The sequence below is a fragment of the Lactiplantibacillus plantarum genome, assembly GCF_014131735.1.
Classification (GTDB): domain Bacteria; phylum Bacillota; class Bacilli; order Lactobacillales; family Lactobacillaceae; genus Lactiplantibacillus; species Lactiplantibacillus plantarum.
Map to the genome: position 1 here is coordinate 1,285,449 of NZ_CP039121.1, position 26,369 is coordinate 1,311,817.

Sequence of the window (26,369 nt, forward strand, 5' to 3'; positions counted from 1 at the left end):
TGTTCTGAATGATTGTTGTGGTGCATTTGAGACTAGTTAATGGTTTTAGCTAGTTGGGCTGTTGACTGACAAGTTAGGTGACTTAGCGTGTGTGACATCCGGTCAAAATGAGTCTGTGAAAAGCAGTCTCAAGTGATGGGGAAGTCGTTTCAATATTAGTAGGGATTTTCACGAATACTAATAATATGGTAGTAGGTTAAGGTGTTGACCAGCGAATCAGAATTAACAGCACCATTTGGGTAAAGTCGTCAACTTAGTTAGCTGCTAAAAACGACTCTCTCTGATATAGAGAAAGTCGTTTTGGCAGTGTTTCGAGATCATAAATCCAAATAACTAATTCGTCTTATTGTCAGATGCTTTAGCTTGAGCCTTTCGCCGAACCAACGTGGCTAACTTACTCTGAGTGGCTTTGACGGCGACGGGGTCTTCAAAGTCAATTTGAGCCAGCCGAGGGTAACGACGGATAAAGAACAACCAGGTCAGAGCAATAAACAGCATTAGAATCAGTGCTAAGACGCCCATCTCAGGAAGAGCAGAATTACCAGTCATTAAGGTCTGCCGCAAGCCGTTGACGCTGTAACTCATTGGTAACCACGGGTGGATTGTTTGGAAAAAGTGACCTGACAGCTGAATTGGATACGTTCCGGCTGAACCACCGAGCTGTAAGACTAGTAGTACCATACTGAAGAAGGCGCCAGCTTTGCTGAAGACAAGGTTAAGCCAAGCGACGATCGTCATGAAGAGTAGCGCCGTTAGCGTGAGTAACAACCAAGTGGCAAACGGATGAATCGGGCTGAGTCCGTTGATTAACATCATCAAGCCGAGCATAATCGTACTTTCCATGATTGAAAAGACGAGCATGATGCTGGCCTTGCTACTCCACCAATCCAGTGCCGATTGCGGGTGTTTGCGTGGGGTATACATATCAAACATCATATTGAGGGCGAGCGCGCCGACAAATAACGAGACACTTAACATATACGGCGCCATACCAGTACCGTTGTTTGGTACATCATCACGGTCCTGGTGAGTTGTAGTGACGGGTTTGGCAACTTGTTGATACGTCAGTTTTGATGGATTGAGATTCCCCTTGCTTGCGGCCGTTCCTAATTTGGTCGCTAATGCTTGGTTACCAGTTTGAATCTTATTACCAGCGGTTGTAACTTGGTTAGCACCCACGGCTAGTTGCTGAGCTCCGGTGGCTAATTGCCCATTGCCACTAGTGAGTTGCTGACTGCCATTAGCGAGTGCAATACCCGTTGTGCCGAGTCGATGTAAGCCAGTGGTGACTTGTTGACTGCCCGTAACTAACTGTGAGATGCCAGTTGTTAAGCTGGGTAGGTTGGTCTGTGCAGATTGAAGACCCGTAGCCACGCGGCTGGCACCTTGTGTTAGCTGGTTGCCCTGGGTGCTGAGTTGACGCGTGCCCGCGGTCAGCTGTTGAGAACCCGCGGCAACTTGCCCCGCACCCGTAGCCAGTTGGTGACTTCTCTGATTGAGCAAGTTGGTGTTAGCATCCAGTGTTTTAAAGCCTTGGGTGAGCTGCTGGCTATTAGTTGTGAGCGTTGTTGTTCCGCTAGCCAAGTTTGTCGCACCAGTAGTGACGGCCCCAATGCCATTAGTGAGATTAGGTAGGACCGTGTTCAGCTGGGTTAGACTAGTCCTCAGTTTGTTAGCCGCGTTACCAGCAGATTGAATACCGGTCGTCAGTGATTGCGCACCGGTAGTGAGTTGGGTGACCGTGGAGACAAGGTCAGCCTGCTGTTGAGTCGTGGCGCTGAGGGCCCTAGTCAAAGCAGTCGTATCTAGAGCCGGTTGCGTCGACTGGGCGATGGCCGTGGTTAAACTCGCAAGGGCGGCGTTGATGGCGTCACGGTTAGCGGATTGATCAACCGTTGTCAAAATGGCTGATTTTTGTGCCGCAGTCAAATTTTGACTGTTAGCGGTTGCGGCGACATTGTCGTGAAGCGCCGCACTAGTTTTAATAGCCGATGTCAGCGCACTTAGCGCGGTTTTAACGGACGATAAGTCGGTACCAGCAGCCTGCTTTTTCAGCGCTGCCACGGTTGCGCTAATCGTGGCTTGATTGTTGGTTGGTTGCTTAAGTTGCGTCTGCAATTTTTGCAAGTCGATGGTGAGGGACTGACTGTTCTGACCTAGTGTCTGGATGCCAGTAGTTAGCTGACTTGAGCCGCTCGTTAGGGCCGTCGTTTTAGCCGTTAACTGAGCGGTCTGTGCTTGTAGTTGATTAGCACCTTGACTAAGCTTGTTGGCACCAGTGTTGACCTTGCCGACACCGGCCGCATAAGCGTTTAAACCGGAACTAAGTTGTTGCGTACCAGTCGCCAGTTGAGCGGTACCACTACTGAATTGTTGCGTGCCACTGGCCACCTGATGGGCACCAGTATTGACTTTGACAGTCCCAGTATTCACTCGCTGGGCGCCAGCAACGTATTGATCAACACCTTGATTTAAAGTTTGAACCCCGGTGTTGAGTTGAGCCATGCCAGCAACTAACTGATTACTTTTGACGAGCAGTTGTGTTAGACCGGCAACTACTTTTTGGTTACCCACCTGTAGTTGTGAAATGCCATTAAGATATTGGTTTAAACCGACCGTCAGTGTTTGACTCCCTTGTTTTAGTTTCAGCGAACTAGTTGCGAGGGTGTCCAGGTTGGTGGCGATTTTTTGGTTGGCAGTTTGGAGCTGCTGACCACCGGTGGCTAGCTTTTGATTATTAGTAGCAGCTGTTTTGAGGCCACTGTCAAGTTGTTTGATAGCGGCAAACATCGTTTTGGCATAGCTCGTTGTAATCGTTTGGGCGACGGATGACCGAATCGAAGTGACCGCCGAATCGGCCATCTTGCTAGCGACGAAGTTATGTCCAGCACTTGTATCATAATGTAGCACCATGGCTTGTGGTTGGTGATTGAGTAAGGTGGTCGCGTGGCGCGAAAAATTGGTTGGAATCGTGAGCACCATATAATAGCGACCATTTTTCAAGCCAGCTTGTGCCTGACTTGCGTTGACTTGTTGAAACTTCAAAGCGCTAGATTTTTTTAAATTCGTTGTTAAATTGCGCCCAACACTGAGATGCTTCCCTTGGTACGTGACTGGCTGATCATGATTGACGACGGCTACAGGTAAATTATTTAACCGACCGTATGGATCCCACATTGATCGTAAAAATGTCACGGCATAAATTGATGGAATGAACATAATGATTGCCATGACGATAATCATTAGTTTGTGTTTGCGCATATACGCCCATTCTGCTTTAATCATCTTTACTTGCGCTCCCTTAATTGTCTATTTTGTATGAAACCCCGTGTGTGCATTAAAGAGGATAACAGGTTTCAGAAATAGCACCACATCATCAAGACAGCATGTGGGGTTTAAACCCCATTTTGAGTGCAAGTGGGGTTTAAAATTAAGGGTAAGTTATGATTTTAAAAATATTATGGGTATACATAGCATGAATTGAGCTGTCATCAATTATGATAAAAATGTGTTAGTTAGGTTACTGGTCATCAGTAAATGTGCGTCCTACATACACCTTCTAGGCTGAGCGGCAATTGCTATAACATAGCCAACGTCGATTCGGCTGCGGGATTGTCCGAACGTGGAAAAGAAGCCCCTTACCATGATATTTCAAAGTAAGGGGCTTGGTATGAGATAAGCAGTTAAGATTTCCAGACAATTAGTTCATCTGGTTTGAAGTAGAGTTGTTGGCTAACACCAAACCGAACTAAGTATTGATCTTTAGCTGCGTAGTAGGCAATGATCGTTCCCACAATTCCCAAATATGGTTTTGGTAACTTGACGGTCGTTCCGATTTTTAAAGTTGACATGATTGAAAACCTCCTAAATTTTAGTCATTATCAAGGCCGTGACGACGGTAGGCATAGAAGAAGATGCCACAGGTAATCACGAGCCATCCGAGTTGCGTCAGTACCTCACGAAGCGTCCATGAAAAGCCACCAGTGGTATACGAGGCGGTAATATAGTGATTAAGCGTGCTGCTATACAGATAACTGCTAAAGGATTTAAGGGTGGTATTGAACTGTTCGAAATTCGGTATCAGGCTTAAAATCAGCATCATTGGAATACTGTAGACGCCTGCTTGAGTTTGACTATTAGCAATCAGACCAATAATGTATCCGAGCACGAGACTCGTTAAACTAGTGATAATAGTAATCAATAAAAAGTTTCCTAAGTGAATTTGCGACCAACTGGCGCCGCTTAGGGGGACCAGTATCAAATTGGTTACAGTCATAATAGCTAGTGGTGGCAATAAACTACCGATAAAAAATTCGGGCCCGGTAATGGAAGAGGTCATTAGGACACGTAACGTATGGTGTTCTTTTTCTTCGGCTAAGGGATAACTCGTCATCATGATGCCACCCATAACGATATTAAAGCATAGTCCCATTCCCAGTAATAGGGAAATCAGAGCGACGTGTGATGGTGCTTTACTTTGCATAATACTCTTCATGAAAACGACGTACAAAATGGCCATGATTGGGGCAGTCATTAGACTCATATTTGAAATGATCAGTCTTAATTTAAGACCGAATAAGGCTTTTATTTTGGTTACTGATAAACTCATTTTAGGCTCCTTCCAGTTACGGTTAAAAAGACATCTTCAAGGGTCGGCTCGCACGAGTGAATCGTCTCAAGTTGCCCAGAAAGCATCCACTGATTAATCTGATAGGTCGTCTCAGGAGATGCGGGGAGTAACAAATCTTGCGCTGCCGATGCAATGTGGACGCGATACTGCTGGTCGCGATTATATTTTAATTGCAATGCTTGTGGGGCTGCACATTCTGCGATGCGGCCAGCGTTGAGTAAGGCGACACGATTGCAGAGACGAGTGGCTTCCAGCATATCATGAGTCGTTAGCAGAATCGCTGTACCCTGGTCGCGTAATTCCCTAATCAGTGCGTGAATTGCTTGGGTCGTGCGGGGATCTAAACCACTGGTTGGCTCATCGAGGAACAAGACTTGCGGTTGGTGAAGAATTGCTCGGGCCAGAACTAGCCGTTGACGCATACCTTGAGATAACTTACCAGCGAGTTTTTTCTTATGTTGACTGAGACCAACTCGTTCAAGTAACTTATCAACACGTGCAACCGGGACACCAAACATTTTCGCGAAGAATAGTAGGTTTTGGTATACCGATAATTTGTCGTAAAGCCCACTTTGATGCGTGACGATGCCGATTTTTTCATAGCGGTGTTCGTCGTATGCTTGGACAGACTGACCCAGGACGTAGGCTTCACCGTTCGTTGGTAATAATTGTCCGGTTAGAATTTTAATGGTGGTTGTTTTTCCCGATCCCGAGGGACCTAAAAAGCCAAAAATTTCACCTGGCTGGACGGTAAAACTAACTTGGTCCAGCGCGGTCGTATTTTGAAATGATTTGGCAATGTTAATCACTTCGATTGCATTTTTTATTGTCATCGTTGATCGCTGACTCCTTTAAATTTGATTTGGAAGCGTAGTGGCTTCTACAAAATCTAGTTTACTGGAGCAATCGTCGAATGTGATTAAATCAAGGTGTAATGGGGCATATTGGGGCCGAATGGTGCATTATTTAGGCTGAATGGTGTCCTAAAAATTGATCAAAGCTTTTAAATCAGTGAGTTTACCGCGAGAGAGGGGCAGTTTACTTTTGTTTTTCAAGATTAACGTGTAACTATTTCGGGAGTAACTGATTAGTTCCGCGATTTGTTGTAAATTAACCAAGTAAGAACGATGACAGCGAAAGAAGCCGAGCGTCGTCAATTGTTGTTCTAATTCGCTCATTGTTTGCGATGATGTGAATTGTTCGCCACTGACGTTCAGTTGACTGACCCCGTTGACACTTTCAATAAAATCGATCTCGTTAGGGCTGAAAAAGACTGTTTTATCTTCAACCTTGCTTGCAATTTTAAAAATTGGTCTAGGTGTATCTTCTGAAGTGTGTGCGGAATCGGAACTGCTTTCGGTCGCCAAATCAGTCAACTCGAGGCCCTGGTTTGGTCGATAACGAAAGATAGTCGTACTGGTTAGGACAAGTTCTTCTAATGAGTAGGAGGTCAGCAGTACGGTGACGCCGTGTTCGCGAGTATAGGCTAAGGCTGCTAAGTACAGCTCAATGCCAGCGTTGGTCAAGTTGGTCAGGGGACTTTCAATTAGCAACAAGTCCGGTTGTAGGATGAATGCCCGCAGTAAGGCCAGACGTTGTTGTTGATCAAAGGATAAGTGCTTGATCTTAGTATGGGCGACGTCTTTGAGTGCGAAATACTGCAAAATGTCATCCAGGTCCGTCTCAAAGGTGCTGATGTGTTGAAAGGTCTTCAAATAAGTCGAGACTGTTAATTGCGGATAAAAGCCGTCATCATGAAAGATGGCTTGGATACGTGCGGGAGTGAGGCCAGTCATCACGCCACTAGTTTGGGGTGTCGTTTGGCGTAATAGGTTAAAGAGGGTCGTTGCCTCAACGTGGCTCATCTGAATGCCGATGTTACTTTGCGCTGGAATGGTGAGTGTGAAATCTTTTAAAATCGTTTGGTGTGCTTGTTGTTTAAAGATGTTGCTTAACTGAATTGTTTGCATGGTGAGAACCTCGTTGTTTTTAGTGTTTGCGTGAGGTGGCTAGAAAAAGGCCATAGCACTCAGACAGATTGGCAAATCTGATGTAGACAGTAATAATATACCATATCGAAGTAGGCAGTTGTGGTTTGTCCTGATTGAGACCGTTATGTCAAACTGAAAGCTGACATGCTGCAAAATACCGCAATAAAAACAGGACAATGGACGGCCGTCATTCGTATGGCGGGTCAATATCCTGTTTTTTAAAATTAATGTTTGATGATTGAATGACTAACGAGATTGATCAAGTGGTCATAAAACACTTGGTCAATTGATAATAATAGCAATATCAGAAATGATCAACCAAACGGTCTTTGCAGGAGATTATAAGCAATTACCGGCATCACTGTTAAGCCATGTGGATGAAACTTCCTAATATAATCAGCCACAAGCTGATTAGGGCCCATTGCGATTTTTGCCGCATGTTTATGCGCCTCCATAACAATTAAGTATGGCACAGCGATTAGTGCTTGACCAATTGATTCCAGAAGCAGGCAAAGTCATAAGTTGTGACTGAACCGCCAAGCTAGAATTTGTTTTTGAATTTCAACCAATTTAGATAGTGATCATGGGCTTTTTTCAGTTGTCGGTAGCGCCGGGGTTGTTTGCGGTAAAAATCCTGATGATAATTTTCTGCTGGCCAAAATTGCTGTAAGGGCTCAATGGCCACGACAATTGGTTTTTGATAACGTTGCGAGTCCACAAGCGCTTGTTTGGATGCTTGCGCAATGGTCAATTGATGTTGATTAGCATAAAAAATGACTGGCCGGTATTGGCTACCGCGATCATTGATTTGTCCAAAGCGGTCGGTCGGATCAATTAGTTGCCAATAAATATCGACAAGATTTTGATACGAGATTTTACGGGAATCGTATCTGATTTCCACGGCTTCAACGTGCCCCGTATATTGACCACTAACTTGTTCATAGGTCGGTTGGGCCCACGAACCACCGGTATAACCAGAAATCACATTATTAATACCGGGACGCTGATCAAAGGGCTCAACCATGCACCAAAAGCACCCACCAGCAAAGACTGCCCGTTCTTCATAAGGCGAACTAAGGGGTGGGTAAGCCGATACATTGTTTTTAGTCGGCATGGGTGCGTTGCCAGTGATGGCAAGATAAAAGTCCATAACATCCGGGGTCAAGTTATTCCGCATAGCTAATGGTCGCAAATCAGCTTCGAGCTGTTTTAGTTGCCCAGTCGGCGATAGCTGTTGCCGATTATTCTTGGCCTGGACTAGTAAATGGCGTTCCCAGTCACGCGTCGCCGGGTTGATGATTAAATTGTATAAGTCGCGCATTAAGGCTTCAGGTTTTGTTTTCATGGTGTCTCCTTAACTGGCTTATTTGCCGAGTATTAGCACGTACTTGCATTTTGGCTGATTTGATTTTAGCACGGTGCTTTGGTAGCACATAATGTTATGATTTGTTTTCTATCACCCTGTCGTAAGCTACTCTAACAAGAAATGCAACCAGATGATATTGATGTGATCGTTAGTTGCATCTTAGTTATAAGCACCGTTTGGCCGACGTCAAAAATGGCGGCTATTATTGTGGGTATTATTCACCCAAGTCCAATTTGATTGGAAAAGCTTGCTATGAAGTATGGTTGATAGTTTATAATGAATCGCATGCGAAAAAAGGAGGAACTAAAATTGGATGATGAAGTCGCCAAATATACAACCCAAGAGATTTCAGTATTAGTTGGGATGAGTGTCTCTCAGGTCCATTACTATGATCGCCTGGGCCTAATTCCTAATCTAAGACGATCTGAGAATGGGTATCGTGTTTTTACGGAAAAGAATCTGATTTGGATGAAAAATTTGAAGATTTTTATTGATTCCGAAATGCCGTTGAAGGATATTCGTCAACTAACTGATTTAGTTGTTCAAGGCAAGCAAGCAACAGCGGAAAAGCGTCAAGCGATTGTTGAACATCATCTGAAAGAATTAGAGAAAAAACAGGCTGAACTTAAGAAACAGGTCGCATTCATGAACGGGTTTATTAAAACATATCAGCAAATGGAAAAGGAGTCCGATGAACGATGAATACAGTTTTAGTTATTGGTGCAACTTCGCCAACTGCCCAGGCCTTCATTAAATTAATGGAACGTGATTATCCAGAAATGACTTTAAAATTATTTGTTCGTAATCGCAAAAAGGTCCCTGCCTATCAGAAACGAGAACATGTTATTTTTCTGGGAGATGCAGCGAAATATACTGATTATGTAGCGGCACTCGAGGATGTCGATTATATTTATGATTCCGTTGGTGGGCTGAGCACTGGTCCGTACGTTAAGTTATTGTTACGTGCAATTAAGGAAACACAGGCAACAATTAAACGAATAGTCGATATTTCGGCAGGCGGTATTTACGGTGAATATTTGTCTGGTAATTTACCCTATTTATCGGCTGTTCGCACGCAACATCCTCAGTATACCCATGATCAGTTAGACAAACCGTTGTTATTTGCAAATAGTGGTATTCCCTTTACAATCTTTAGACCAGGACTAATTCAGAATGGACCCGAAACAAAAATTATTACGCACGGTCCTGAATTTAGAGCGATACCGGAGTCTGAATTTGCAATTAATCGAGATACGTTTGCTAGGGCAGCAGCCAATGCCTTATTTAATGATGACTACCACAATCAAAGTGTTGCTATTTCTAATGGTGAACTATTATAGAGGAGAAACTTTTGTATGAAGCGTTTAGTTGGAACTCTGTGCGGTATTATTAGTGCCGCTTTATTTGGGCTAGGTGGAATACTAGCACAGCCTTTGTTAAGTGAGCAAGTTCTGACTCCGCAACAGATTGTATTGTTACGGCTGTTAATCGGTGGGGCAATGTTGTTGCTATATCGTAACTTGTTTTTCAAGCAGGCTAGAAAAAGCACGAAAAAGATTTGGACACATTGGCGAATTTTAACACGAATTATGATATACGGCATCGCCGGCTTGTGCACGGCACAAATTGCCTTTTTTTCTGCGATTAATTACAGTAATGCAGCAGTTGCAACTGTCTTTCAGTCCACTAGTCCGTTTATTCTGCTTGTATTTACCGCGCTGAAAGCGAAAAGACTTCCCAGTTTATTAGCAGGAATGAGCTTAATAAGCGCATTGATGGGAATCTGGCTTATTGTTGAATCCGGATTTAAGACCGGATTAATAAAACCGGAAGCAATTATTTTTGGCCTGATTGCGGCTATCGGGGTTATCTTATACACCAAACTACCTGTTCCATTGTTAAACCAAATTGCCGCAGTGGATATTTTGGGATGGGCACTAGTTATTGGCGGTGTGATAGCGTTGATTCACACACCGTTACCAAATTTAGTTAGATTTTCAAAAACGCAGCTTTTAGCGGTTCTTATCATTGTTATTCTAGCCACCGTTGTTGCGTATGATCTTTATTTAGAAAGTTTAAAGCTAATAGACGGATTTCTGGCAACTATGACTGGACTATTTGAACCAATAAGTTCCGTACTTTTTGGCATGTTATTCTTGCACCAAATCTTAGTTCCTCAGGCCTTGGTTGGTATTATATTGGTTGTGGGTGCAATTATGATACTGAATTTACCTCACCATATCACGGCACCTGTTCCCAGCAAACCCTGTCAATGTACGATGCCTAATCAGTAGGGAATGATAAGCAATCAATAATATCAAAAGTACTGGCTTTAACAACATATTGAAGAAATACTGCCAATTAAAACATCGGTACTGCGATTACCTTTTCGTAATCATATAAAGCTATTGTTTTTTGAAAGTTGGGTCATTGAGCACAGTAATTGATTGTTTCAGTTTTAGAAATTGATTCTTAGCAGGTCGCATTTTTGAAATGTCTTAACAAACGACTAAGTTAAATTTCACAAATGGCTGTAGCACCTATAATTGCACGCTGTGCTAAAAACTGCGCGTATGTATGGATAAACATTGAGATTTCAACGCAAAAATAAAGCGGTTGCATTTCCGCACGTCTTTCGCTAGAGTGGAATAGTAAACCTAAAATGACCAAGTTTCAGATGGTCAAGCGGATGAGAGGGAACTTTAATATGTATAAAATGATTGTTTGTGACTTGGATGAGACCCTGATGAATGACAATGGTACGTTGTCAGAAAAGAATGCGGCGGCAATTCAAGCTGCGGCGGCTAAGGGTGTTTATTTTGTGCCGAATTCTGGTCGTAGTTATACCTCGTTTCAGAACGATTTGGAGACGATGGGATTGCGGGACCAACCACATCAATATTCGATTTCTTATAATGGTGGTTTGATTTTAGAGAATAAGGATAATCGGCCATTGGCGGTGAATGCCATGCCATATGAGGTTGCTAAAGGGGTGTTTGAAGCGGGAATTGCGAATCAGCAGGCGGCGACGCATGTGTACACGCAGGATACGTTATATATTTACAATCCGGTTCCAAGTGATTCAGATTATCTACAAAACCGGGGCGTGACGTTCACAACTATGACGACGCCGGACTTTGAACAATTCAAAACGATGAACGTCATGAAGATTATTATGGCCTTGCCAACGATGACTGACCGCAAGCAAATGCGCGCAGACGTTGAAGCTATTGTTGATCCAAGCAAATTAGCCGTCACTTATTCGTCCGACCGTTACGTTGAGTTTAATCCGGCTGGCGTTGACAAGGGGACCGCAGCGGTTCAATTAGGAAAGCTACTGGGAATTACGGCGGATGAAATTATTGCAGCTGGCGATAACAGCAATGATCTCCCCATGCTGAAGGCGGTCGGATTGCCTGTGAGTGTCGCCAATGGTATCGATGCAGTCAAGGCCGCAGCTAAGTACGTGACGGTCGCTGATAACAACCATGACGCGTTAGCAGAGGTTATTAACAAGTTTATTTTATAGTACAAATTTTATTTAGAAAATGAAAGTTGCCATTTGGCGTTCAACTTTTACAAGTGGTATCATGATAATTGAAAATGTGGTAGTATGAAATAAATTATTTGTTACAAATTACTGAATGGGGGAACACGCATGAGTGCGATTCGCGACGATTTAGCTAAAGCGATTAAGAATACCAACCTCGTTGAAATCTATTCCAAGGGAACCAATGAGCAATTTAGTGTTGGCTATGTGATTCAGCAGGATGAGAAGTTTGTGCTGGTCCAAGCCGTTAATGTCGATGGTGAACTAGATGGGTTAGTGGTCTTTCGTAAGGCATCGTTAGCCCGCGTAATTAGTGACACTGATTATTTGAAGAGCATGGCGACGATCATTGCGCTGGCTAAGCAACGGGGCTATTATGATGTTTGGAACACTGAACGATTGATGAATAAGCTGCTGAAGAAGCAGAATAAGACTAAACATTCGCTCTTAAAAACATTGTTGAAGCAAGCTTTTCACCACGATCAAGTGATTCAACTATCTGGTCGAATCAAAAAACATGGTGACAGCTATGCTGGCTTTATTCATAGTGAACATAAGAAATATATTGAATTTAATTATGTTGATATGTTCGATCTTGCCAAGCGCCCACAAATTGCCATTCGCTACGCTGAAATTGATGAGGCCAGTTTCCATAGTTTTGAAACCTTTAATACAACCGCGGTTATCGAGAGTTTTATGCCGGGTGATTTTCACTAATAATGATCTGTGAGCGGCACCGTTAATGAACGGGGGTCGCTTTTTTTATACCGTCGATCATGTGTGTCTTTTAAGATAATAAAGGCGAGTATAGCAAGTTTTGAAGACGGTTACGGGTATTAATTGGTCAGTCAGCGATTTGGTAAAGATTGTTAAGTTTTTATCGCACAAATATACAAACTGGCCGTATTTCGCTACAATGGTAGTATTGAGCATCATGCGGGGAGGGGAGCAGTTATCGTTTACGTCTATTGGTATATTGCAGCTTTTGAGCATTGGTACTCGGTCATGCTGGTTTTTTTACTGCAGATATTAATCAATCGTGAGCTTCGACAGAAGCGAGTCTATGCGACTGTTGCGGTTATGACCGTACTTCTAACTGTGATCTACATGTTGTATGACGACTATTCGGATATCATCACGTTCATTGTGAACATGGGGTTACTGGCGTTTGTACGGCGCAAAAAGTACTTTATTGTGACGAGTCTAACGGCCACACTCGCCTACATTCTTTTTAGTTTCTTTGGCAATTATGCGACGGAGTCGATTTTTCACTTATTCAACTTGGGTTTGAATGACTGGAGTGGCTGGCTATTTGAAGCCATCGGTGAAACAATTGTCACAGCTTGTATGTTGGCAGTCGCCGCTAGTTTCAAGGTCTTAAAGAAGCGTTATCCGCGGCAATTTGTAGACGGGCTAACGTTGAACGTGATTGTCAGTGCTTTGGCTGTAGTTGCGGTCGCGTTTTTTACCATCACGACTGCGGCGGATAATTATAATATTGGCTCAGGATTTTTGGGGATTCTAATGTTGATTCTAGTGGCTATCTTGCTGATCAACGCCGGAACGTTTCTTTACCTGTTCTATAGTTATACATTGCGGGTTCAAAATAACCGGCAAGCTTTGGAACGGCAACAATATGATATTTATGTCAAAAATTTGGAAAATAGTTATCAAAATTTACGTAAGTTTCGCCATGATTATCAAAACATCTTACTGTCCTTGGGTGAGTATATTCAGACAGCTGATGATCCTGAATTACAACAATATTTTCGTCAAGTTGTGACCAAGTCTAAGCAAAGTCTAAATCGTGATTTTGGACACTTTGACAATTTAGAACAAATCAAGGACAAACCATTGAAAGCCATTATTCAGAGTAAGTTTTCCGTTGCGCGCCAAGCTGGAATTCAAGTACGCTTGGAAGCCAACGACCCGATTGCGGCAATTGCAATTGATTCAGTGACGTTATCACGGGTGAGTGGCATCTTGTTAGACAATGCCATCGAAGCGGTGAAGGGTCAGAGTGGTGGTCAGATTGCGGTCGCACTTGTTAAGTATCCCCGCATGGTGGAGTTGATTTTTGCCAATTCATTGAATCATCCGATTGAGCGCCTGGATGAGCTGATGGTTGCTGGGCATACTTCGAAAGGTGCTGGTCATGGGCAAGGGTTAGCAACCGTTCGTGAGTTGTTAGATCCATTAGCTAACGTGACTTATGAAGTGAGCTCCCATCAACGATTCGAATTTATTATTAGTATTGAAAGTGAGTGAGCAGCGTGTTAAAGACCTTTGTTGTGGAAGACGATCCTGAACAATTAGCAACCTTAAAGCAAATCATTAAGAATCATATTATGATTAATGATTTTGATATGGAACTGACCTTAGCAACCGGACAAGCACAAACGTTGTTGGACTATGTCGAGACCAATTCCGATCTTGAGGGACTCTACTTTTTAGATATTGAATATCCTGGGCAAGACTTAAATGGCCTAGCACTGGCGACTCGAATTCGCGAGGCGGATGTTAATGCGCGGATTGTCTTCGTGTCGACCCATTCTGAAATGGCCTTTTTGACCTTTGAACGACGAATCGAACCACTGGACTTTATTGTGAAAGATTTGGGTCAAGAAACGGTCAAAGCCAAAGTGGAGACAGATATTCGGGTTGCTTATGAACGTTATACCAAGCAAGCAGTCACCAGCAAGGCCATGTTTTCTTACTCTAAGGGTGGTCAGCTCTTCAATGTTCCATTAGATCAGGTGTTATTTATCGAGACTGGAGCAGTTCGTAACAAGCTGGTTCTCCATTTAACAGATCGAATTGTTCAATACAATGGTAAGATTAGTGATGAAACCGTGGCCCACCCAGAGTTATTCCGGGTTCATAAGAGTTTCTTGGTGAACCCGCAAATGCTAGTACGAATTGATAAGCAACATCAGCTTGGCTACTTTGAAAATGGCGAGTCGGTCGATATTGCGATTCGTAAAATGCATGATTTAATCGCATTAATCAAGCGTTCCGAACTGGCAGTCACGTTTAGCTAGCTTCGCTTAAGACTCTAATGTAACAAAATCGTTAATCAAAAGTGAATTTTAATGACGTTGGTGCAGGCTATTATGAGCTTTGCACCTTTTTTGGCTTTTTAGATTAATTTGCATGTATGCTTAGACTATTAAATGCCAGCTGTGGGAGCTGGTCTGGAGGTGGCGTCATGAAGCAGTTCTGGTCACTAATCTTAATGATTTTGGCCGGTTGTTTGTTAATATTTGGTTCGGAATACAGCTTGCAAGGTGATTATCATCGACGAATTCATCGGCTCACTGTGTCAAAGGTGGTTTACCATCAAAATGCTACCTCTGCAACAATCAGTGGCCGTACCAAGCACGGTGTCATTGTCACCTTAAAGAGTGGGAAACATGTCCGTCAGGTTATTTCGAATAAGCAGAGTGGTCAATTCTATGTTAAAATGCCAGTTCATAAGCGAATTACAATTAAAGTCGTGGGGCTAAAAGCCAAAGTACTAACAGTACCAACCGGGACAAAGAGTTAGATGGGTGAGCGGGCAAGTTGCCGGCTCTTTTTTGATGGTTAATGACTAGGACAGCGTGCCATATAAAAGCTACGGTGAACTACTCGAATTTATTTAGTTGTTAGTCGCGTTACGGGGTTGCTAAAAAATCATTAAGCTTCTAGTTTTGCGCTAGGCGCATTGTTGATTTTAGCGTACAGTAACAATGACAAGAAAAGGAGTCGTGGCTGTATGTTAGTGGTTGGCATTATTTTGGTGATTGGAATCATCGGGACACTGGTTTTACGATTTCAATTTCACTTTCGCCTCGCGATGGGCACCATTACCGAGACGGCGTTTGCCTGCTCATTGTTGAATATCGGGGTATTTTTGTTGTTTATTTTATTGGGTCAGTTAACGGGACCAATCCTGCTATCAGAATGGGCCTACTTGCCGATTTATCGGTTGTTACAAGGAGGTTTGATTCCCGTTATTGGCATTGGCTTGGCAATTCTGGGAATGGTGCGTGAGAAAGGCCTGATGAATTGGTGGCTATTACATTTTAATGTGCTATTTTTGATTTTTGACGTGTTATTAGTCTGGCAGGGGAGTTATAAAAGTTAGGGTGGCCAGTGCCGTGACGAAGTTGTGCGTGAAGGTCGTCAATGCAGTAACATGATGGTAATTGCTAGGCTATTGATCACAAAGTGGAGCGCAATGGCCGCGCGAATTTTACGGGTCAGCCGATAAACAATAGCTAGCACGAGTCCCATGGTGACGTATATGAGGAAGCTCGGTAAGGTTGAACTACTATGGAGACTACCGAAAACAATCCCGCTGAGCCCGACCTTGAGCCATTCTTGTTGAAAGAAAAGGTTAGTCAGAACGCCACGAAAAACTAACTCTTCAACAATTGGAGTCAAAAAAACGGCGCTCAACGCCATAAGCCAAAGCGACAGAGGACTGCCGGCATTAAATTTTTAATGGCGGCGTTATTTTGTGTTTGATTCTGGTGATACAGAAGCTGGTTTATAAATTGAAAGCCGCCCTCAAAAATTAAGATGGTGAGATAGGCCATTCCAATAATTTGCCAGTCATGGTGTTGTAAGTTTTCTGATTGATAGTTGCCGGTATAGTGCCGCATTAGGGCGGTTGCCGCCAGTGCTAGGATCACAAAAATTAACAGATAGACACCTGCCAGGGTGATCTGCCAGGCTGTGAGCTGATGCTGGCGATATAATTGGTTAATTAATTTAAGTAACATTGGTGGGATCACGACCCCAACAATTAGGCCAGCAGTGAGCAACACGCGTCCGAGCCACCCCAAGCCGCGGTCAATAATTTCCATCGGACTTCACCTCCCATGGTTGATTTTACCGCAGTGTTCAGGTTTCGACACGGATTTGCAAATCTGAGAAAGGCATCGATGCCAGGCACAAGCGGATGATATTAATCTGGTTGAATGCTAAAAATATAATAATTGTAGAAATAATGGTTGATGCTCTATAAAAATAAAGAATAAAAAAGCATAATTCGGACAAATCTTCACACTTTCTTCACAATTATGTAATAGTATATACTTGTACCTAATAGTTATACACTTGTTCATTTTACTCCCCCAAAGTGGATGGACGAGCAAGTACAATCCCCCATATTGTACTTAAACCTAACTCTTTGGCCCTACTGCTACTAAGCGGTAGAGTCATTTTTTTGTTGCACGTCCCCAAAGTCACCGAATACAGTACCTGCAAAAAATCGTCCCTTAATACATACTTAAATTATTTTTAGCGGTCTAAACTATCAAATTCAACTGGGTTTTATCATTTGATTTATTTTTTGCGGAATTAATGTGGCTGCAAACACCCATAATTATTTGATTGGTGCTAGCTAACGATTGTTCATATTAGCCTTGAACGGGCTAGTCTCAAAACAAAGTGACGCTAGTGTCAAAAATCAATTGGTTTAATCGCAACAAAAAAGGCCGAGGTTAGAAAAACCTCGACCTAGTTAAGCAGTCAGTTAGAATGCTTCACCAGAATAGTCGACCTTTTTAGGATCGGCATTTTTGATGTGTTCGGAAGCAAAGTTAACCGTTTCGCGAATCTGGTTATAGGTTGCTTCATCTAAACCAAGTAAATCCATGCAAGAATTAACGTGGGCAAAAATCTCTGGTTTAGCATCGATGGCTTTTTGCGACAACGAGATGTTGACTTGGCGTTCATCGTCCGTATCGCGCTTGCGTTCGACCCAGCCTTGGGTTTGCATCCGTTTCAATAACGGGGGCAGAGTCCCGCTATCAAGGTTAACGTGTGAACCAAGTTCCCGGACCGTCATCGGACTCTTTTCCCAGAGTGCCAATAAAGTGATGTACTGCGGATAAGTCAGCTTGAAAGGTGCTAAAGCTTCGGAATAAAAATGATTATATCGTTTGCTGGCGGTGTAGAGCGCAAAACAGAGCTGTTCGTCGAGCAAAATGTTTTTTGTTGGGGTTGCCATCAAACCGCCTCCTTTACTATCTATTTTAGTACATTGTACGCAATTAATTCGCCAAATGCAATTAATATTGCGCAAATACATTGTTTTCGAACGATTTATTTATAAAAGCGGGTTAATTAATTGACCTGTTGGCGTTGTTGGGACTTAATGCATGTCAGGAATAACTGGGCCATGGCCTGCTGATTGATGGCAAGTTGATGGTTGTCCGTGAACGCATAAAGTGGAACTTGTGCTGGCAATGTTTTGGCCGCGTGATCACCAACTGGAATCAGGCAGGCGATTTTTGTTTTGTCATGTACAAATTCATGAGCGTCACGTGGGGCGGCCTTAATCGTCAGTGATGCCAATACGTGATAACCGGTCGGCATCATGTGTTGTGCATGTTTGACATGCACCCCGTGTAGTCGGGAACGTAACTGGAACCCAGACGTGGTGGTCAACTGTAACGCTTGCTTTAATTCCAATAAATAAGTTTGTTGATTATCAATATTTTTCAACCGGATCTTGAAGTGTCCGAATGGAATGGCGCGATCCTGATGTTGGACGGCTAAGGCGTGTTGTTCGACCCGCATTTTATCCTTAACGGGCTCAAAGGTATATTGTTGTAAAAGTTGTGTTGCTGTTTTCAAACTATCACTCCCTACGATTAATTTAGTCCTTTAAAAACTTGTGGTCAAATAATTGGTTACGTTTGCGAGTGACGTCGTTTTCAAGTAAAATTAAAGTGATAGGGGGTTGGAAAAATGTTTATGACAACTGGTGATTTACAGCGCTCCCATATGATTAAGGGCGTCGTCTCCGTCACAAAACACCTGATGTTTGAATCTGATGGTGTTGATCAGTTTGAACGGTTTGACGATTTAATCGAGCAAGTCAAGCCACTACTGCTACAAAAGGCAGAGGATCAAGGTGGCGACGGGTTAATTTATGTGAACTTCAATACTGAAGTCGCTCAGATGAGTGTTGCACCACGGTTTTTGATCGTAACCGGCTATGGGACGGTCGTCAAGCTCGTTGATGAATCAGTCTGATACTTAGGATCTGAATTTTCAGGTCCTTTTTTGATAGCAAACAAGTGATAGAAAGGAAGGTTTGATGACCAGTTATTCATTTCCACATGGCGCCATTGACGTATACGACGCTACCCAAAACAATTTAAAGCACGTTAGTCTTCGCGTTCCTAAATATGCAACCACGGTGTTCGTGGGCTTGTCAGGTTCCGGTAAGTCGTCACTCGTTTTTGATACGATTGCAGCGGCGTCACGGCGCGAACTGAATGAAACGTTTCCCAGTTTTACGCAACAATATTTACCGAAGTATGGTCAACCACACGTCGGGCATATCGAGCACTTGCCCGTTGCGATTGTGATTGCTCAACAACGCCTCGGCAAGAATGCGCGTTCAACCTTGGCAACCTATACTGGGATTTATTCGTTACTGCGGCTCTTGTTTTCACGGGTTGGGGAACCGTTTATCGGGTATTCGGACAGTTTTTCGTTTAACTTACCCCAAGGCATGTGCCCAACCTGCCAAGGTTTAGGTTATGTTGACGATATTGATGAGCAGCAATTGATTGATCCTGAGAAATCATTAAATGAGGGGGCCATCACGTTTGTGAGTTTTGCACCGGATACGTGGCGTTGGCGCCGTTATGCGACGAGTGGTTTGTTTGACAATGATAAACCCATCAAGGATTATAGTGCTGCGGAATACGATTTACTGATGCACGCACCGCAACAGAAATTAGCCCATCCTGGAGAAGGTTTTCCTAGAACGGCCCTGTATGAAGGTGTTGTTCCGCGGATCAAGCGCTCGATTATTGGTAAGAAGGAAGCCGAACACCATCGCGATGCGATTGCGGCGATCGTCACGCGCAAACCGTGCCCAACGTGTGATGGCACACGACTCAAACCGGTCGTGTTGACCAATCATATTAACGGGGTCAACATTGCTCAGGTGACGGCTATGGATTTAAAGCATGTTCTGGCATTTTTACAAGCGATTGATGCGCCGTTAGCCCAAGATATTGTGCGGGAGCTGACGACCAAGATCCAATCGTTGGTCGATATTGGCCTGGGCTATCTGACATTGGATCGTGGGACCAGTTCTTTATCTGGTGGTGAAGCGCAACGGATTAAGATTGCCAAATACTTGACCAGCGCCTTAGTAGATATGGTCTACATTTTGGACGAGCCAAGCGTTGGGCTGCACCCACATGATATTCAGTTAATCAAGCAAGCGTTAACGAAGCTGAAGGATAAGGGTAACACAATTCTGATTGTTGAACACAATCCAGCCATGTTTACGTTAGCCGACTATGTTGTCGAGATGGGGCCTGCAGCTGGTCGCACTGGTGGAAACGTGACCTTTACCGGGACTTATGACGAGTTACTGGCTTCTGATACGTTGACGGGCCGGTGGTTGCGACAATCGCATAAATGGGGTCAAGAACGACCAGTCCAGGCCCACTTGGCATTACACCATATTAATGAAAATAACCTGCACGATGTCAGTGTCGACATGCCCCTCGGTGTGATGACGGTCGTCTCGGGGGTGGCCGGTTCAGGGAAGAGTTCGCTGGTTACCGCGCTAAAACGGCAATTAAAGACGGCTTATATTGATTTAGCCCAGACACCAGTGGGCCTGAATATTCGCTCAACACCGGCGACTTACTTAGGAGTGCTCGACCAAATCCGACAACTATTCGCGAAAGCCAATGGCGTGGCAACTAGTTGGTTCAGCTATAATGGTAAGGGTGCTTGTCCGCGGTGTAAGGGTAAAGGCGTGACCATCACGAATATGGCCTTTATGGATCCCGTTGTGCAGACATGTGAATTGTGTCATGGGCTGCGGTATAATGAAACGGCGCTCAGCTATGCTTACCAGGGTAAGACGATTGCCGACGTGCTCCAGATGTCAGTCACAGCGGCGTTAGCTTTTTTTGCCACGATGGACAAAGTGGCTCAGCCATTGAAGAATTTAGACCGGGTCGGTTTGGGTTACCTAACATTGGCGCAACCGCTCACCACTTTGTCGGGTGGTGAACTGCAACGGTTGAAGCTGGCGGTTGAGCTAGGCAAGCAGGGAACGGTGTACTTGTTAGATGAACCGACTGCCGGTCTGCATTTGCAAGACACACAACGCTTATTAAAATTATTCGATGCCTTAGTGGCCGCTGGTAACTCGTTGATTATTATCGAACATAATCTAGCGGTAATTAGCCAGGCCGATTGGTTGATCGATGTGGGGCCGGATGCTGGTCAGTATGGCGGCCGAATTCAGTATAGCGGAACCCCACGAGCAGCAGTTGACGTGCCCACTTCACGCACTGGAGCCGCTTTGAAGGCTTGGCTGAAGGCGTGATTAGAAAATTTGATTAAATAAAAAGCACGTGCAATTGCACGTGCTTTTTTAGAAGGGCGGTAGGTGGGAATCGAACCCACGCGTGCCGGAGCCACAATCCGGTGCGTTAACCACTTCGCCACTACCGCCATCACGTTAACTTTTCGTCAACATATCTAGTATACACTAAAATCGTGGGTTGCATAGGACTTTTTGTGGATTTTCAGAAATTAATCGCCTCAGTTTCTGAAGCGTTGGTGAAGGTTCTACTGTGACCAACAATTATTTAACCGTTAGTAAAAGGCCATAGTTCCCCTAACAATGGGAGCTACGGCCCGTTTGCCGTGGTTAGTGTGTCTAACGGATAGGTGAGGTGGACCAGCACTTATCGGTTGAGCAAAATTATTATGAATTCATCCTTATTGAAGAAATGCGTAAAAATCTTTGCAAAGGCACTACTTTGTTAAAATTCACAAAATAAAAGAGCCCAGTAAATAAGTGTTTACCGTGGCTCTTTTATTGCTCATAGACTAATTATGCCCCAGGCAGGATTCGAACCTGTACATTGTTTCCAATACAGCGACCTGAACGCTGCGCGTCTGCCAGTTCCGCCACTGGGGCAGTTGCTTTAACAACAATATCCATTATAGCGAAAAGTAACAAAAAAATAAACCTTTTTCTATATTTATGCAGTTGATATTAATTGTAATTGTAAATTGGTTGCTTAGTTACTGGGGCTGGCCTTAATTAGCATGGAATAACTGTACGCCGAAATACTGAAATTACTACCGGCAAAAAATGCATCCAAAAAGTCACCCATCCCAGCAGGTTCAACGACACTGCTTGAATGGGTGACAACTTGTCTGTTTATTAATTTGCTTGTTTGGTCGTGATACTACCATCTAAATAAACAAAGTAACTATTCAGATAATGCCCCCGGCCGCCATTAGCCGTTTTCTGATAAGCATCGACCTGATAATAGTGGTGGCCGTGTGCATCTTGATTGGCAGTTGGTACGACACCAAAGGTTTGTTGCTTGGGATCGTTGAGCACTTGCCCGACGGCGGCCACTGCACTAGTTGCGCTAGTGATATGGTCGTCAGCAGCTTGATAATGGTCACCAGATTGCTTCTTAGCACTAGCATCAGCCGCCGCATTGGCACGACTAGTTTGCTCCGCGCGGTTAGCGGCTGCAACTGAGTTCGCTTGCTTAGTGGAAATACTTGGCTCAGCTTGGGAAGTGCAGCCCGTTAAAAGGAATAGGGCGCAGAAACTGATTAAAATTGCCCGGGTCACGTTCGGACCTCCTTATTTCGTTTGTTCTTGGGACAAGCTCGGATAAGGGGCTTGTCGGATGATGTTCGAATCAACGATGGTCATCACACCGATTGACAGAAGTAACAGGATCACTAAGATTAATTTTTTCATTAAAATAACCTCACTTGATAACGGTGATTGACCTATTTCCAGTTAGGGACCCAAATGACGCGGTCGATTTGTTCAGGAATGACCGTAATCTTGGACCCAGTCTGTGGCCCAGCTTGGACGTCGATCACATATGAGATCGGACCAGCATCAACTTCAACAATTGAGCCACGTTGACCGTCGACGGTGTCGACTAAACTATACAATGGAATCTCATCATTGCTGATTTCCATTTCATATAAGGTGAATTGGAGGAAGTAGGACTTTTTACCGGTCTTGATTTTTAAGGGGGTGTCAATGGCACCGTAATCGGGAAGGGCCCGATTTTGAGCGTTGGGATCATTCAGGTACTGCATTTCATCGACAGCATCGATCGCCATCTTCCATTCACCACCAGTTAAATTAGTTTTGGAGGAGAGGGTCATGACCGAGTTAGCGTAAATGTCGATCACGTTGAAGGCTTCGTCGACCTGCTTTTTCGGCAGATAGCCGATGGTATAGCCATGCTCCGCAACTTTTAGTTCAACCCGTACGGATCGCTCAGCACCATCAACTTCTTCAACTAACTGAATTTCACCGATGTTAGCGTTAGCGTCGACACGGTACTTCTTGGCATAGAGATAATCTGCTTTCAGACCAGAATCATTATAGCCACCATAAGGTTTAAAGTAACCTCGGGCACTCGCATCGGCCAGCGCGGCTTCAAATTCTTTTTGGTAGTAATCTAAACCAATGACGTATGAGCGGAAAATTGCACGCGAATTAGCGTTGATCCGGCGCGTCTGAGGAACCGCCACCGGATGGGGAACGGCTTGATTCAAGCGATTCCGAAAACCGTTATTTTGAGTCTGCAACTTGGTAATTTGACGGTCTTGTTCCTGATTGGTCAAAGTTTGATGAACGAGGCGCTGCCGAATTGATTTAAGCAACGCGGCCTGTTTATCCGCCGCCTGATTGACATGGTGGAGATGGACTAACACCGCAATTAAGATAATGATTAAAATTAGACAGGCTAAGATCAGCCCGGCAATAAATAAATAAGTTCTCATAAATAATTCACTCCAAAAAGAATTGCAGATTAGTTTAAGTATAAGCGACCAGCCCACTAAGCGCCAATTTAACGGCTGAGCTTGTCAGGGGGCCGATAACAAGGTATGATATTGCTATTGTATAATATTTTTGAGCTAGAAGAAACGGTGGCGAACGGCGTGCAGTGGTTGATTAAAATCTACCATCAATATCAATATTTTTGGAAATACGCACTGTTTGGCTTTATGGCCGCGCTGGTGAACGTCTTGGTATTCTGGGTGCTACACTCAGTCTTGGCGGAACACTATTTATTTTCCAACACAATCGCATGGGTGCTAGCAACTTTGTTTAGTTTTTTTACCAACAAAGCGGTGGTCTTTCAGTCCAAATCGCAAGACTTTTGGCACTGGTGTCGCGAGTTCATTAGTTTCATGTTGACACGAGGCTTATCATATTTTTTCGATACTTTCCTCATGTTCGTCGGCATTTCGTTGTTGTTCTGGGCACCCCTACTTGTTAAAATCATCGACCAGGTTCTCGTGGGACTCTTTAACTATGGAACGTCGCGGCTGATTTTTATGGAAAGCAACCAGAAAATGCGAATGCGCCAGCAAATCATGAAACGTTTGAGTGATCGTAACAATTAATTGGCATCAGGCAAGCAAGTCGTCCCCTAACGGACGACTTGCTTTTTTTGATAGCATCACTTTGGATCGTTAGGCAGTAATTTCAACGACATTGATGGTTTAAATCAAGTTTCCCGTCAATTGCCAGTGCAAGCCGATGCCACAAATAATCGTTAGTAAGGTGCCGCAGACGAGTAGGGTGACAAGTCCAGAGTTCAAATGACTTTCCTGCTTGCGGGCAAAGGCCACTTCAATGAGGCCAATCGTGCCAAGACCGAGTATCACTTTTAGCAAGGTCAACCACCAGTTGCCTGATAAGGTTCTGATTGCCAAAGCCACCCCAGTGATGATAATTAGCAGGTACCCGATGCGACTAAGAATCAAAAAGCGATTGGCTGATTTGACTGAGTGACGACTGAGACCAATCGCAACCGTCAGCATGAGCCATAGCCAACCAATAATGTGCCCTAATAAGTACATGACAAAACCGCCTCCACATTTACAATTCATGTCTAATTTTAGCATGAAAGTAGGTGTTGGCGGCGGTTTCTTTTATTGTACTTTAATTAAGTTTTTCTGTTGGATGTAATCGACTAATTCAATGACCGTTTTAAAGCGGTTAAACGGTGTGACGATGTGAACGCCGTTGAAGCGCGCACAGATACCATCAATCAATTCCTTTGCAATGGCAATGCCCACTGCCCGTTCGTTTCCGGTTTGTTCGGCTTCTGCCATGCGTGTCAAGATAGGTTCTGGAATCCGAATGCCATGGACTTCATGGTGTAGGAATTCAGCATTACGCCGTGAGACGAGTGGCATAACACCAATGAACACTGGCACGTTCACGTGATTAGCCGCTAGAGCATCCGCCAAAGCGTCAACATTTGCAAGATCATACACGGGTTGGGTGATAATGTAGTCACAACCATAACTTAACTTCCGACTGATTGACTTGGTCGATATGGAAGTGCGATAAGCGTTAGGATTAAAGGCGCCTGCGACCCGAAAGTCACTGGCTTCTTTAAGCGACTTACCCGTTGGTCCGATGCCGCTATTGAATTGCTTGATCAACTTCATCAGTTCAACGGAGCGCACATCGCTGACCGAAGTGGCTCCCGGAAAATCACCGAGTTTGGCCGGATCGCCAGTGATAGCTAAGATGTCCTCAATACCCAGGCTGTGTAGACCCATGATCTCTGATTGTAAGCCGATTAGATTGTGGTCGCGGGTCGTCAAGTGCACGATCGGCGTGATGCCGTAGTTCAACTTGAGCTGCGCCGCAATCGTCGTATTAGCAATCCGGACCGTTGCTAACGAATTGTCAGACAGTGTAATGCCATCGACACCAGCGGCTTTTAATCGTTCAGCACCCCGGAAAAATTTAGTCGTATCAAAATCGCGGGGTGGATCGAGTTCGACTAACGCCGTTTTTTGGGTCGCAACTTTTTGCAGAAACCGGTGCTGACTCTTTGTCGTGACGAGCGTTGGTGGCTGTGGTTTTGTAGCCGGCTGGTCATGAGCAACGATGCTGCGATTACTTAGACCGCGGACGCTTGCGCTGGTATGCAAAGGTGTGGTCCCACAACAACCACCAATAATGTTCAGACCGAGCTGACGAAAGCGTTCGGCATATTCTTCGAAATAGCTTGGTTCACCATCGTAGACCACCGCACCGTCCTGATCAGTGCCAGGCAAGCCAGCGTTTGGGTAAACGGCTAGTTTGACGTTAGCTGGAATCGCCAAGTTTTCAAATGACTGAGCTAAATAGTAAGGTCCCAGGCGACAGTTCGTGCCGATTACGTCGGCGCCGGCAGCGTTGAGTTGGACGATGGCATCAGTGAAGCTCGTACCGTTTCGTAAGACGCCGGGGGCTAACATTGAAACATTCGTGATGACGGGCAAGTCAGTATGGGCCTTCACGATTTTTAACGCGGCGAGTAGTTCTGGCAAATCATAATATGTTTCGAGCAAGATGCCATCTAACTGGTTGGTGGCTAGAAGGGCGGTAAGTTGTTCAGTCACGTTGGCAGCAATCGTTGCTGGGGTCGCCCGTTGAACAGTTGCATCGGTATCGCCGGCTAGTCCACCGATCGTTCCCAGAATGTAAACGGGGTGATCCACGTGTTCCCGTGCGGTCGCTGCAATTTTCACAGCGGCCTGATTGATGGTGGTGACTTGGTCTTGTAAATCATACCGGGTCAACTTTAGGCGGTTCGCAGCGTAGGTGTTGGTTTGAATAATATCGGCACCAGCCCGAATGTACGATCGGTGAACGCGTAAAATCGTGTCGGGATGCGTCAAATTCAGGTTTTCAAAAGCCGAATTGATGCCATAATTACCATATAAAAGGGTGCCCATTGCGCCATCGGCAACGAGGACCCGTTGCTGGAGTGCTTGTTTAAACTTCAT

26 protein-coding genes and 2 tRNA genes are annotated in these 26,369 nt (G+C 44.4%); 12 read left to right on the forward strand and 16 right to left on the reverse strand.

The window, feature by feature from the left end; translation table 11 throughout:
• Window positions 1-333: 333 nt before the first annotated feature.
• From E5260_RS05885 to msrA, 6 genes are all read right to left on the reverse strand, one after another.
• Window positions 334-3,285 (reverse strand): YhgE/Pip domain-containing protein, encoded by a 2,952-nt coding sequence (locus tag E5260_RS05885; protein WP_003643167.1) that lies wholly within the window; start codon window positions 3,283-3,285, stop codon window positions 334-336.
• A gap of 398 nt (window positions 3,286-3,683) precedes the next feature.
• Entirely contained in the window at window positions 3,684-3,851 is a 168-nt protein-coding gene (locus tag E5260_RS05890; protein WP_003643166.1) for a hypothetical protein, read from the reverse strand.
• 20 nt (window positions 3,852-3,871) lie between these two features.
• Window positions 3,872-4,609, reverse strand: coding sequence for an ABC transporter permease (locus E5260_RS05895; protein WP_003643165.1), 738 nt, complete (start codon window positions 4,607-4,609; stop codon window positions 3,872-3,874).
• The gene (locus E5260_RS05900; protein ID WP_003643164.1) at window positions 4,606-5,463 is read right to left on the reverse strand and encodes an ABC transporter ATP-binding protein; all 858 of its coding nucleotides are present in this window, start codon (window positions 5,461-5,463) and stop codon (window positions 4,606-4,608) included. Before E5260_RS05900 ends, E5260_RS05895 begins: the two co-directional genes overlap by 4 nt.
• Before the next feature lie 150 nt (window positions 5,464-5,613).
• Complete coding sequence (locus E5260_RS05905; RefSeq protein ID WP_003643163.1) at window positions 5,614-6,600, reverse strand: LytTR family transcriptional regulator DNA-binding domain-containing protein; 987 nt, start codon at window positions 6,598-6,600, stop codon at window positions 5,614-5,616.
• 562 nt (window positions 6,601-7,162) lie between these two features.
• Complete coding sequence (gene msrA, locus E5260_RS05910) at window positions 7,163-7,966, reverse strand: peptide-methionine (S)-S-oxide reductase MsrA (protein ID WP_003643161.1); 804 nt, start codon at window positions 7,964-7,966, stop codon at window positions 7,163-7,165.
• Window positions 7,967-8,296: 330 nt separating this feature from the next.
• Between msrA and E5260_RS05915 the strand changes: the two genes are divergently transcribed.
• The 9 genes from E5260_RS05915 to E5260_RS05955 all read left to right on the forward strand — a co-directional run bounded on the left by E5260_RS05915 (window position 8,297) and on the right by E5260_RS05955 (window position 15,666).
• On the forward strand, window positions 8,297-8,689 hold the full coding sequence (locus E5260_RS05915; RefSeq protein ID WP_003644245.1) for a MerR family transcriptional regulator: 393 nt from the start codon (window positions 8,297-8,299) through the stop codon (window positions 8,687-8,689).
• Window positions 8,686-9,327 (forward strand): NAD(P)-dependent oxidoreductase, encoded by a 642-nt coding sequence (locus tag E5260_RS05920; RefSeq protein WP_003643159.1) that lies wholly within the window; start codon window positions 8,686-8,688, stop codon window positions 9,325-9,327. Before E5260_RS05915 ends, E5260_RS05920 begins: the two co-directional genes overlap by 4 nt.
• Window positions 9,328-9,342: 15 nt before the next feature.
• Window positions 9,343-10,281, forward strand: coding sequence for an EamA family transporter (locus E5260_RS05925; protein WP_003643158.1), 939 nt, complete (start codon window positions 9,343-9,345; stop codon window positions 10,279-10,281).
• Between the two features lie 413 nt (window positions 10,282-10,694).
• On the forward strand, window positions 10,695-11,516 hold the full coding sequence (locus E5260_RS05930) for a Cof-type HAD-IIB family hydrolase (RefSeq protein ID WP_003645254.1): 822 nt from the start codon (window positions 10,695-10,697) through the stop codon (window positions 11,514-11,516).
• A gap of 129 nt (window positions 11,517-11,645) precedes the next feature.
• Complete coding sequence (locus E5260_RS05935) at window positions 11,646-12,254, forward strand: hypothetical protein (protein WP_003643156.1); 609 nt, start codon at window positions 11,646-11,648, stop codon at window positions 12,252-12,254.
• Between the two features lie 363 nt (window positions 12,255-12,617).
• Window positions 12,618-13,805: a sensor histidine kinase gene (locus tag E5260_RS05940; RefSeq protein WP_225442994.1), complete on the forward strand. Its 1,188-nt coding sequence runs from the start codon at window positions 12,618-12,620 to the stop codon at window positions 13,803-13,805.
• A 5-nt stretch (window positions 13,806-13,810) separates the two neighbouring features.
• Complete coding sequence (locus E5260_RS05945) at window positions 13,811-14,578, forward strand: LytR/AlgR family response regulator transcription factor (protein WP_003645252.1); 768 nt, start codon at window positions 13,811-13,813, stop codon at window positions 14,576-14,578.
• Between the two features lie 167 nt (window positions 14,579-14,745).
• Window positions 14,746-15,084 carry a membrane protein gene (locus E5260_RS05950; RefSeq protein WP_003644251.1) on the forward strand — a complete coding sequence of 113 codons (339 nt, stop codon included), beginning with the start codon at window positions 14,746-14,748 and terminating at the stop codon, window positions 15,082-15,084.
• 210 nt (window positions 15,085-15,294) lie between these two features.
• Window positions 15,295-15,666, forward strand: a complete 372-nt coding sequence (locus tag E5260_RS05955) for a hypothetical protein (RefSeq protein WP_003643152.1) — start codon at window positions 15,295-15,297, stop codon at window positions 15,664-15,666.
• A gap of 38 nt (window positions 15,667-15,704) precedes the next feature.
• On the opposite strand, the gene E5260_RS15470 is transcribed toward E5260_RS05955, so the two are convergent.
• The 4 genes from E5260_RS15470 to E5260_RS05970 form a co-directional block, all read right to left on the reverse strand.
• Window positions 15,705-15,965: a CPBP family intramembrane glutamic endopeptidase gene (locus tag E5260_RS15470; protein WP_232180135.1), complete on the reverse strand. Its 261-nt coding sequence runs from the start codon at window positions 15,963-15,965 to the stop codon at window positions 15,705-15,707.
• A gap of 11 nt (window positions 15,966-15,976) precedes the next feature.
• Window positions 15,977-16,390 carry a hypothetical protein gene (locus tag E5260_RS15475; RefSeq protein WP_003643150.1) on the reverse strand — a complete coding sequence of 138 codons (414 nt, stop codon included), beginning with the start codon at window positions 16,388-16,390 and terminating at the stop codon, window positions 15,977-15,979.
• Between the two features lie 671 nt (window positions 16,391-17,061).
• The gene (locus tag E5260_RS05965) at window positions 17,062-17,538 is read right to left on the reverse strand and encodes a MarR family winged helix-turn-helix transcriptional regulator (protein WP_069710524.1); all 477 of its coding nucleotides are present in this window, start codon (window positions 17,536-17,538) and stop codon (window positions 17,062-17,064) included.
• A gap of 116 nt (window positions 17,539-17,654) precedes the next feature.
• Entirely contained in the window at window positions 17,655-18,167 is a 513-nt protein-coding gene (locus tag E5260_RS05970; RefSeq protein WP_003643148.1) for a hypothetical protein, read from the reverse strand.
• Between the two features lie 114 nt (window positions 18,168-18,281).
• Between E5260_RS05970 and E5260_RS05975 the strand changes: the two genes are divergently transcribed.
• Together E5260_RS05975 and E5260_RS05980 are read left to right on the forward strand one after the other, a co-directional pair.
• Complete coding sequence (locus tag E5260_RS05975) at window positions 18,282-18,569, forward strand: hypothetical protein (RefSeq protein WP_003643147.1); 288 nt, start codon at window positions 18,282-18,284, stop codon at window positions 18,567-18,569.
• A 64-nt stretch (window positions 18,570-18,633) separates the two neighbouring features.
• Entirely contained in the window at window positions 18,634-20,901 is a 2,268-nt protein-coding gene (locus E5260_RS05980) for an ATP-binding cassette domain-containing protein (protein WP_003643146.1), read from the forward strand.
• A 55-nt stretch (window positions 20,902-20,956) separates the two neighbouring features.
• Here E5260_RS05980 and E5260_RS05985 read toward each other — a convergent pair.
• The 4 genes from E5260_RS05985 to E5260_RS06000 all read right to left on the reverse strand — a co-directional run bounded on the left by E5260_RS05985 (window position 20,957) and on the right by E5260_RS06000 (window position 23,354).
• Window positions 20,957-21,029, reverse strand: a tRNA-His gene (locus tag E5260_RS05985).
• 388 nt (window positions 21,030-21,417) lie between these two features.
• Window positions 21,418-21,501 (reverse strand) — tRNA-Leu (locus tag E5260_RS05990).
• 249 nt (window positions 21,502-21,750) lie between these two features.
• A complete protein-coding gene (locus E5260_RS05995; protein WP_003643145.1) occupies window positions 21,751-22,176 on the reverse strand; it encodes a hypothetical protein in 426 nt (141 codons plus the stop codon).
• Between the two features lie 164 nt (window positions 22,177-22,340).
• A complete protein-coding gene (locus tag E5260_RS06000) occupies window positions 22,341-23,354 on the reverse strand; it encodes a hypothetical protein (protein WP_003643143.1) in 1,014 nt (337 codons plus the stop codon).
• A 105-nt stretch (window positions 23,355-23,459) separates the two neighbouring features.
• Here E5260_RS06000 and E5260_RS06005 point away from each other — a divergent pair, with 105 nt between their 5' ends.
• Entirely contained in the window at window positions 23,460-23,981 is a 522-nt protein-coding gene (locus E5260_RS06005) for a GtrA family protein (RefSeq protein ID WP_003643142.1), read from the forward strand.
• A 99-nt stretch (window positions 23,982-24,080) separates the two neighbouring features.
• Here the strand turns inward: E5260_RS06005 and E5260_RS06010 are convergent, their stop codons facing one another.
• Entirely contained in the window at window positions 24,081-24,440 is a 360-nt protein-coding gene (locus E5260_RS06010) for a YisL family protein (RefSeq protein WP_003645248.1), read from the reverse strand.
• A gap of 72 nt (window positions 24,441-24,512) precedes the next feature.
• Complete coding sequence (locus E5260_RS06015; RefSeq protein ID WP_003643140.1) at window positions 24,513-26,369, reverse strand: bifunctional homocysteine S-methyltransferase/methylenetetrahydrofolate reductase; 1,857 nt, start codon at window positions 26,367-26,369, stop codon at window positions 24,513-24,515.

Coding starts and splice junctions, on each gene's coding strand:
- E5260_RS05885 (WP_003643167.1), bottom strand. CDS start 3,285: ATGATTAAAGCAGAATGGGCGTATATGCGCAAACACAAACTAATGATT.
- E5260_RS05890 (WP_003643166.1), bottom strand. CDS start 3,851: ATGTCAACTTTAAAAATCGGAACGACCGTCAAGTTACCAAAACCATAT.
- E5260_RS05895 (WP_003643165.1), bottom strand. CDS start 4,609: ATGAGTTTATCAGTAACCAAAATAAAAGCCTTATTCGGTCTTAAATTA.
- E5260_RS05900 (WP_003643164.1), bottom strand. CDS start 5,463: ATGACAATAAAAAATGCAATCGAAGTGATTAACATTGCCAAATCATTT.
- E5260_RS05905 (WP_003643163.1), bottom strand. CDS start 6,600: ATGCAAACAATTCAGTTAAGCAACATCTTTAAACAACAAGCACACCAA.
- msrA (WP_003643161.1), bottom strand. CDS start 7,966: ATGAAAACAAAACCTGAAGCCTTAATGCGCGACTTATACAATTTAATC.
- E5260_RS05920 (WP_003643159.1), top strand. CDS start 8,686: ATGAATACAGTTTTAGTTATTGGTGCAACTTCGCCAACTGCCCAGGCC.
- E5260_RS05925 (WP_003643158.1), top strand. CDS start 9,343: ATGAAGCGTTTAGTTGGAACTCTGTGCGGTATTATTAGTGCCGCTTTA.
- E5260_RS05930 (WP_003645254.1), top strand. CDS start 10,695: ATGTATAAAATGATTGTTTGTGACTTGGATGAGACCCTGATGAATGAC.
- E5260_RS05935 (WP_003643156.1), top strand. CDS start 11,646: ATGAGTGCGATTCGCGACGATTTAGCTAAAGCGATTAAGAATACCAAC.
- E5260_RS05940 (WP_225442994.1), top strand. CDS start 12,618: ATGACCGTACTTCTAACTGTGATCTACATGTTGTATGACGACTATTCG.
- E5260_RS05950 (WP_003644251.1), top strand. CDS start 14,746: ATGAAGCAGTTCTGGTCACTAATCTTAATGATTTTGGCCGGTTGTTTG.
- E5260_RS05955 (WP_003643152.1), top strand. CDS start 15,295: ATGTTAGTGGTTGGCATTATTTTGGTGATTGGAATCATCGGGACACTG.
- E5260_RS15475 (WP_003643150.1), bottom strand. CDS start 16,390: ATGGAAATTATTGACCGCGGCTTGGGGTGGCTCGGACGCGTGTTGCTC.
- E5260_RS05965 (WP_069710524.1), bottom strand. CDS start 17,538: ATGGCAACCCCAACAAAAAACATTTTGCTCGACGAACAGCTCTGTTTT.
- E5260_RS05975 (WP_003643147.1), top strand. CDS start 18,282: ATGTTTATGACAACTGGTGATTTACAGCGCTCCCATATGATTAAGGGC.
- E5260_RS05980 (WP_003643146.1), top strand. CDS start 18,634: ATGACCAGTTATTCATTTCCACATGGCGCCATTGACGTATACGACGCT.
- E5260_RS06000 (WP_003643143.1), bottom strand. CDS start 23,354: ATGAGAACTTATTTATTTATTGCCGGGCTGATCTTAGCCTGTCTAATT.
- E5260_RS06005 (WP_003643142.1), top strand. CDS start 23,460: ATGATATTGCTATTGTATAATATTTTTGAGCTAGAAGAAACGGTGGCG.
- E5260_RS06010 (WP_003645248.1), bottom strand. CDS start 24,440: ATGTACTTATTAGGGCACATTATTGGTTGGCTATGGCTCATGCTGACG.
- E5260_RS06015 (WP_003643140.1), bottom strand. CDS start 26,369: ATGAAGTTTAAACAAGCACTCCAGCAACGGGTCCTCGTTGCCGATGGC.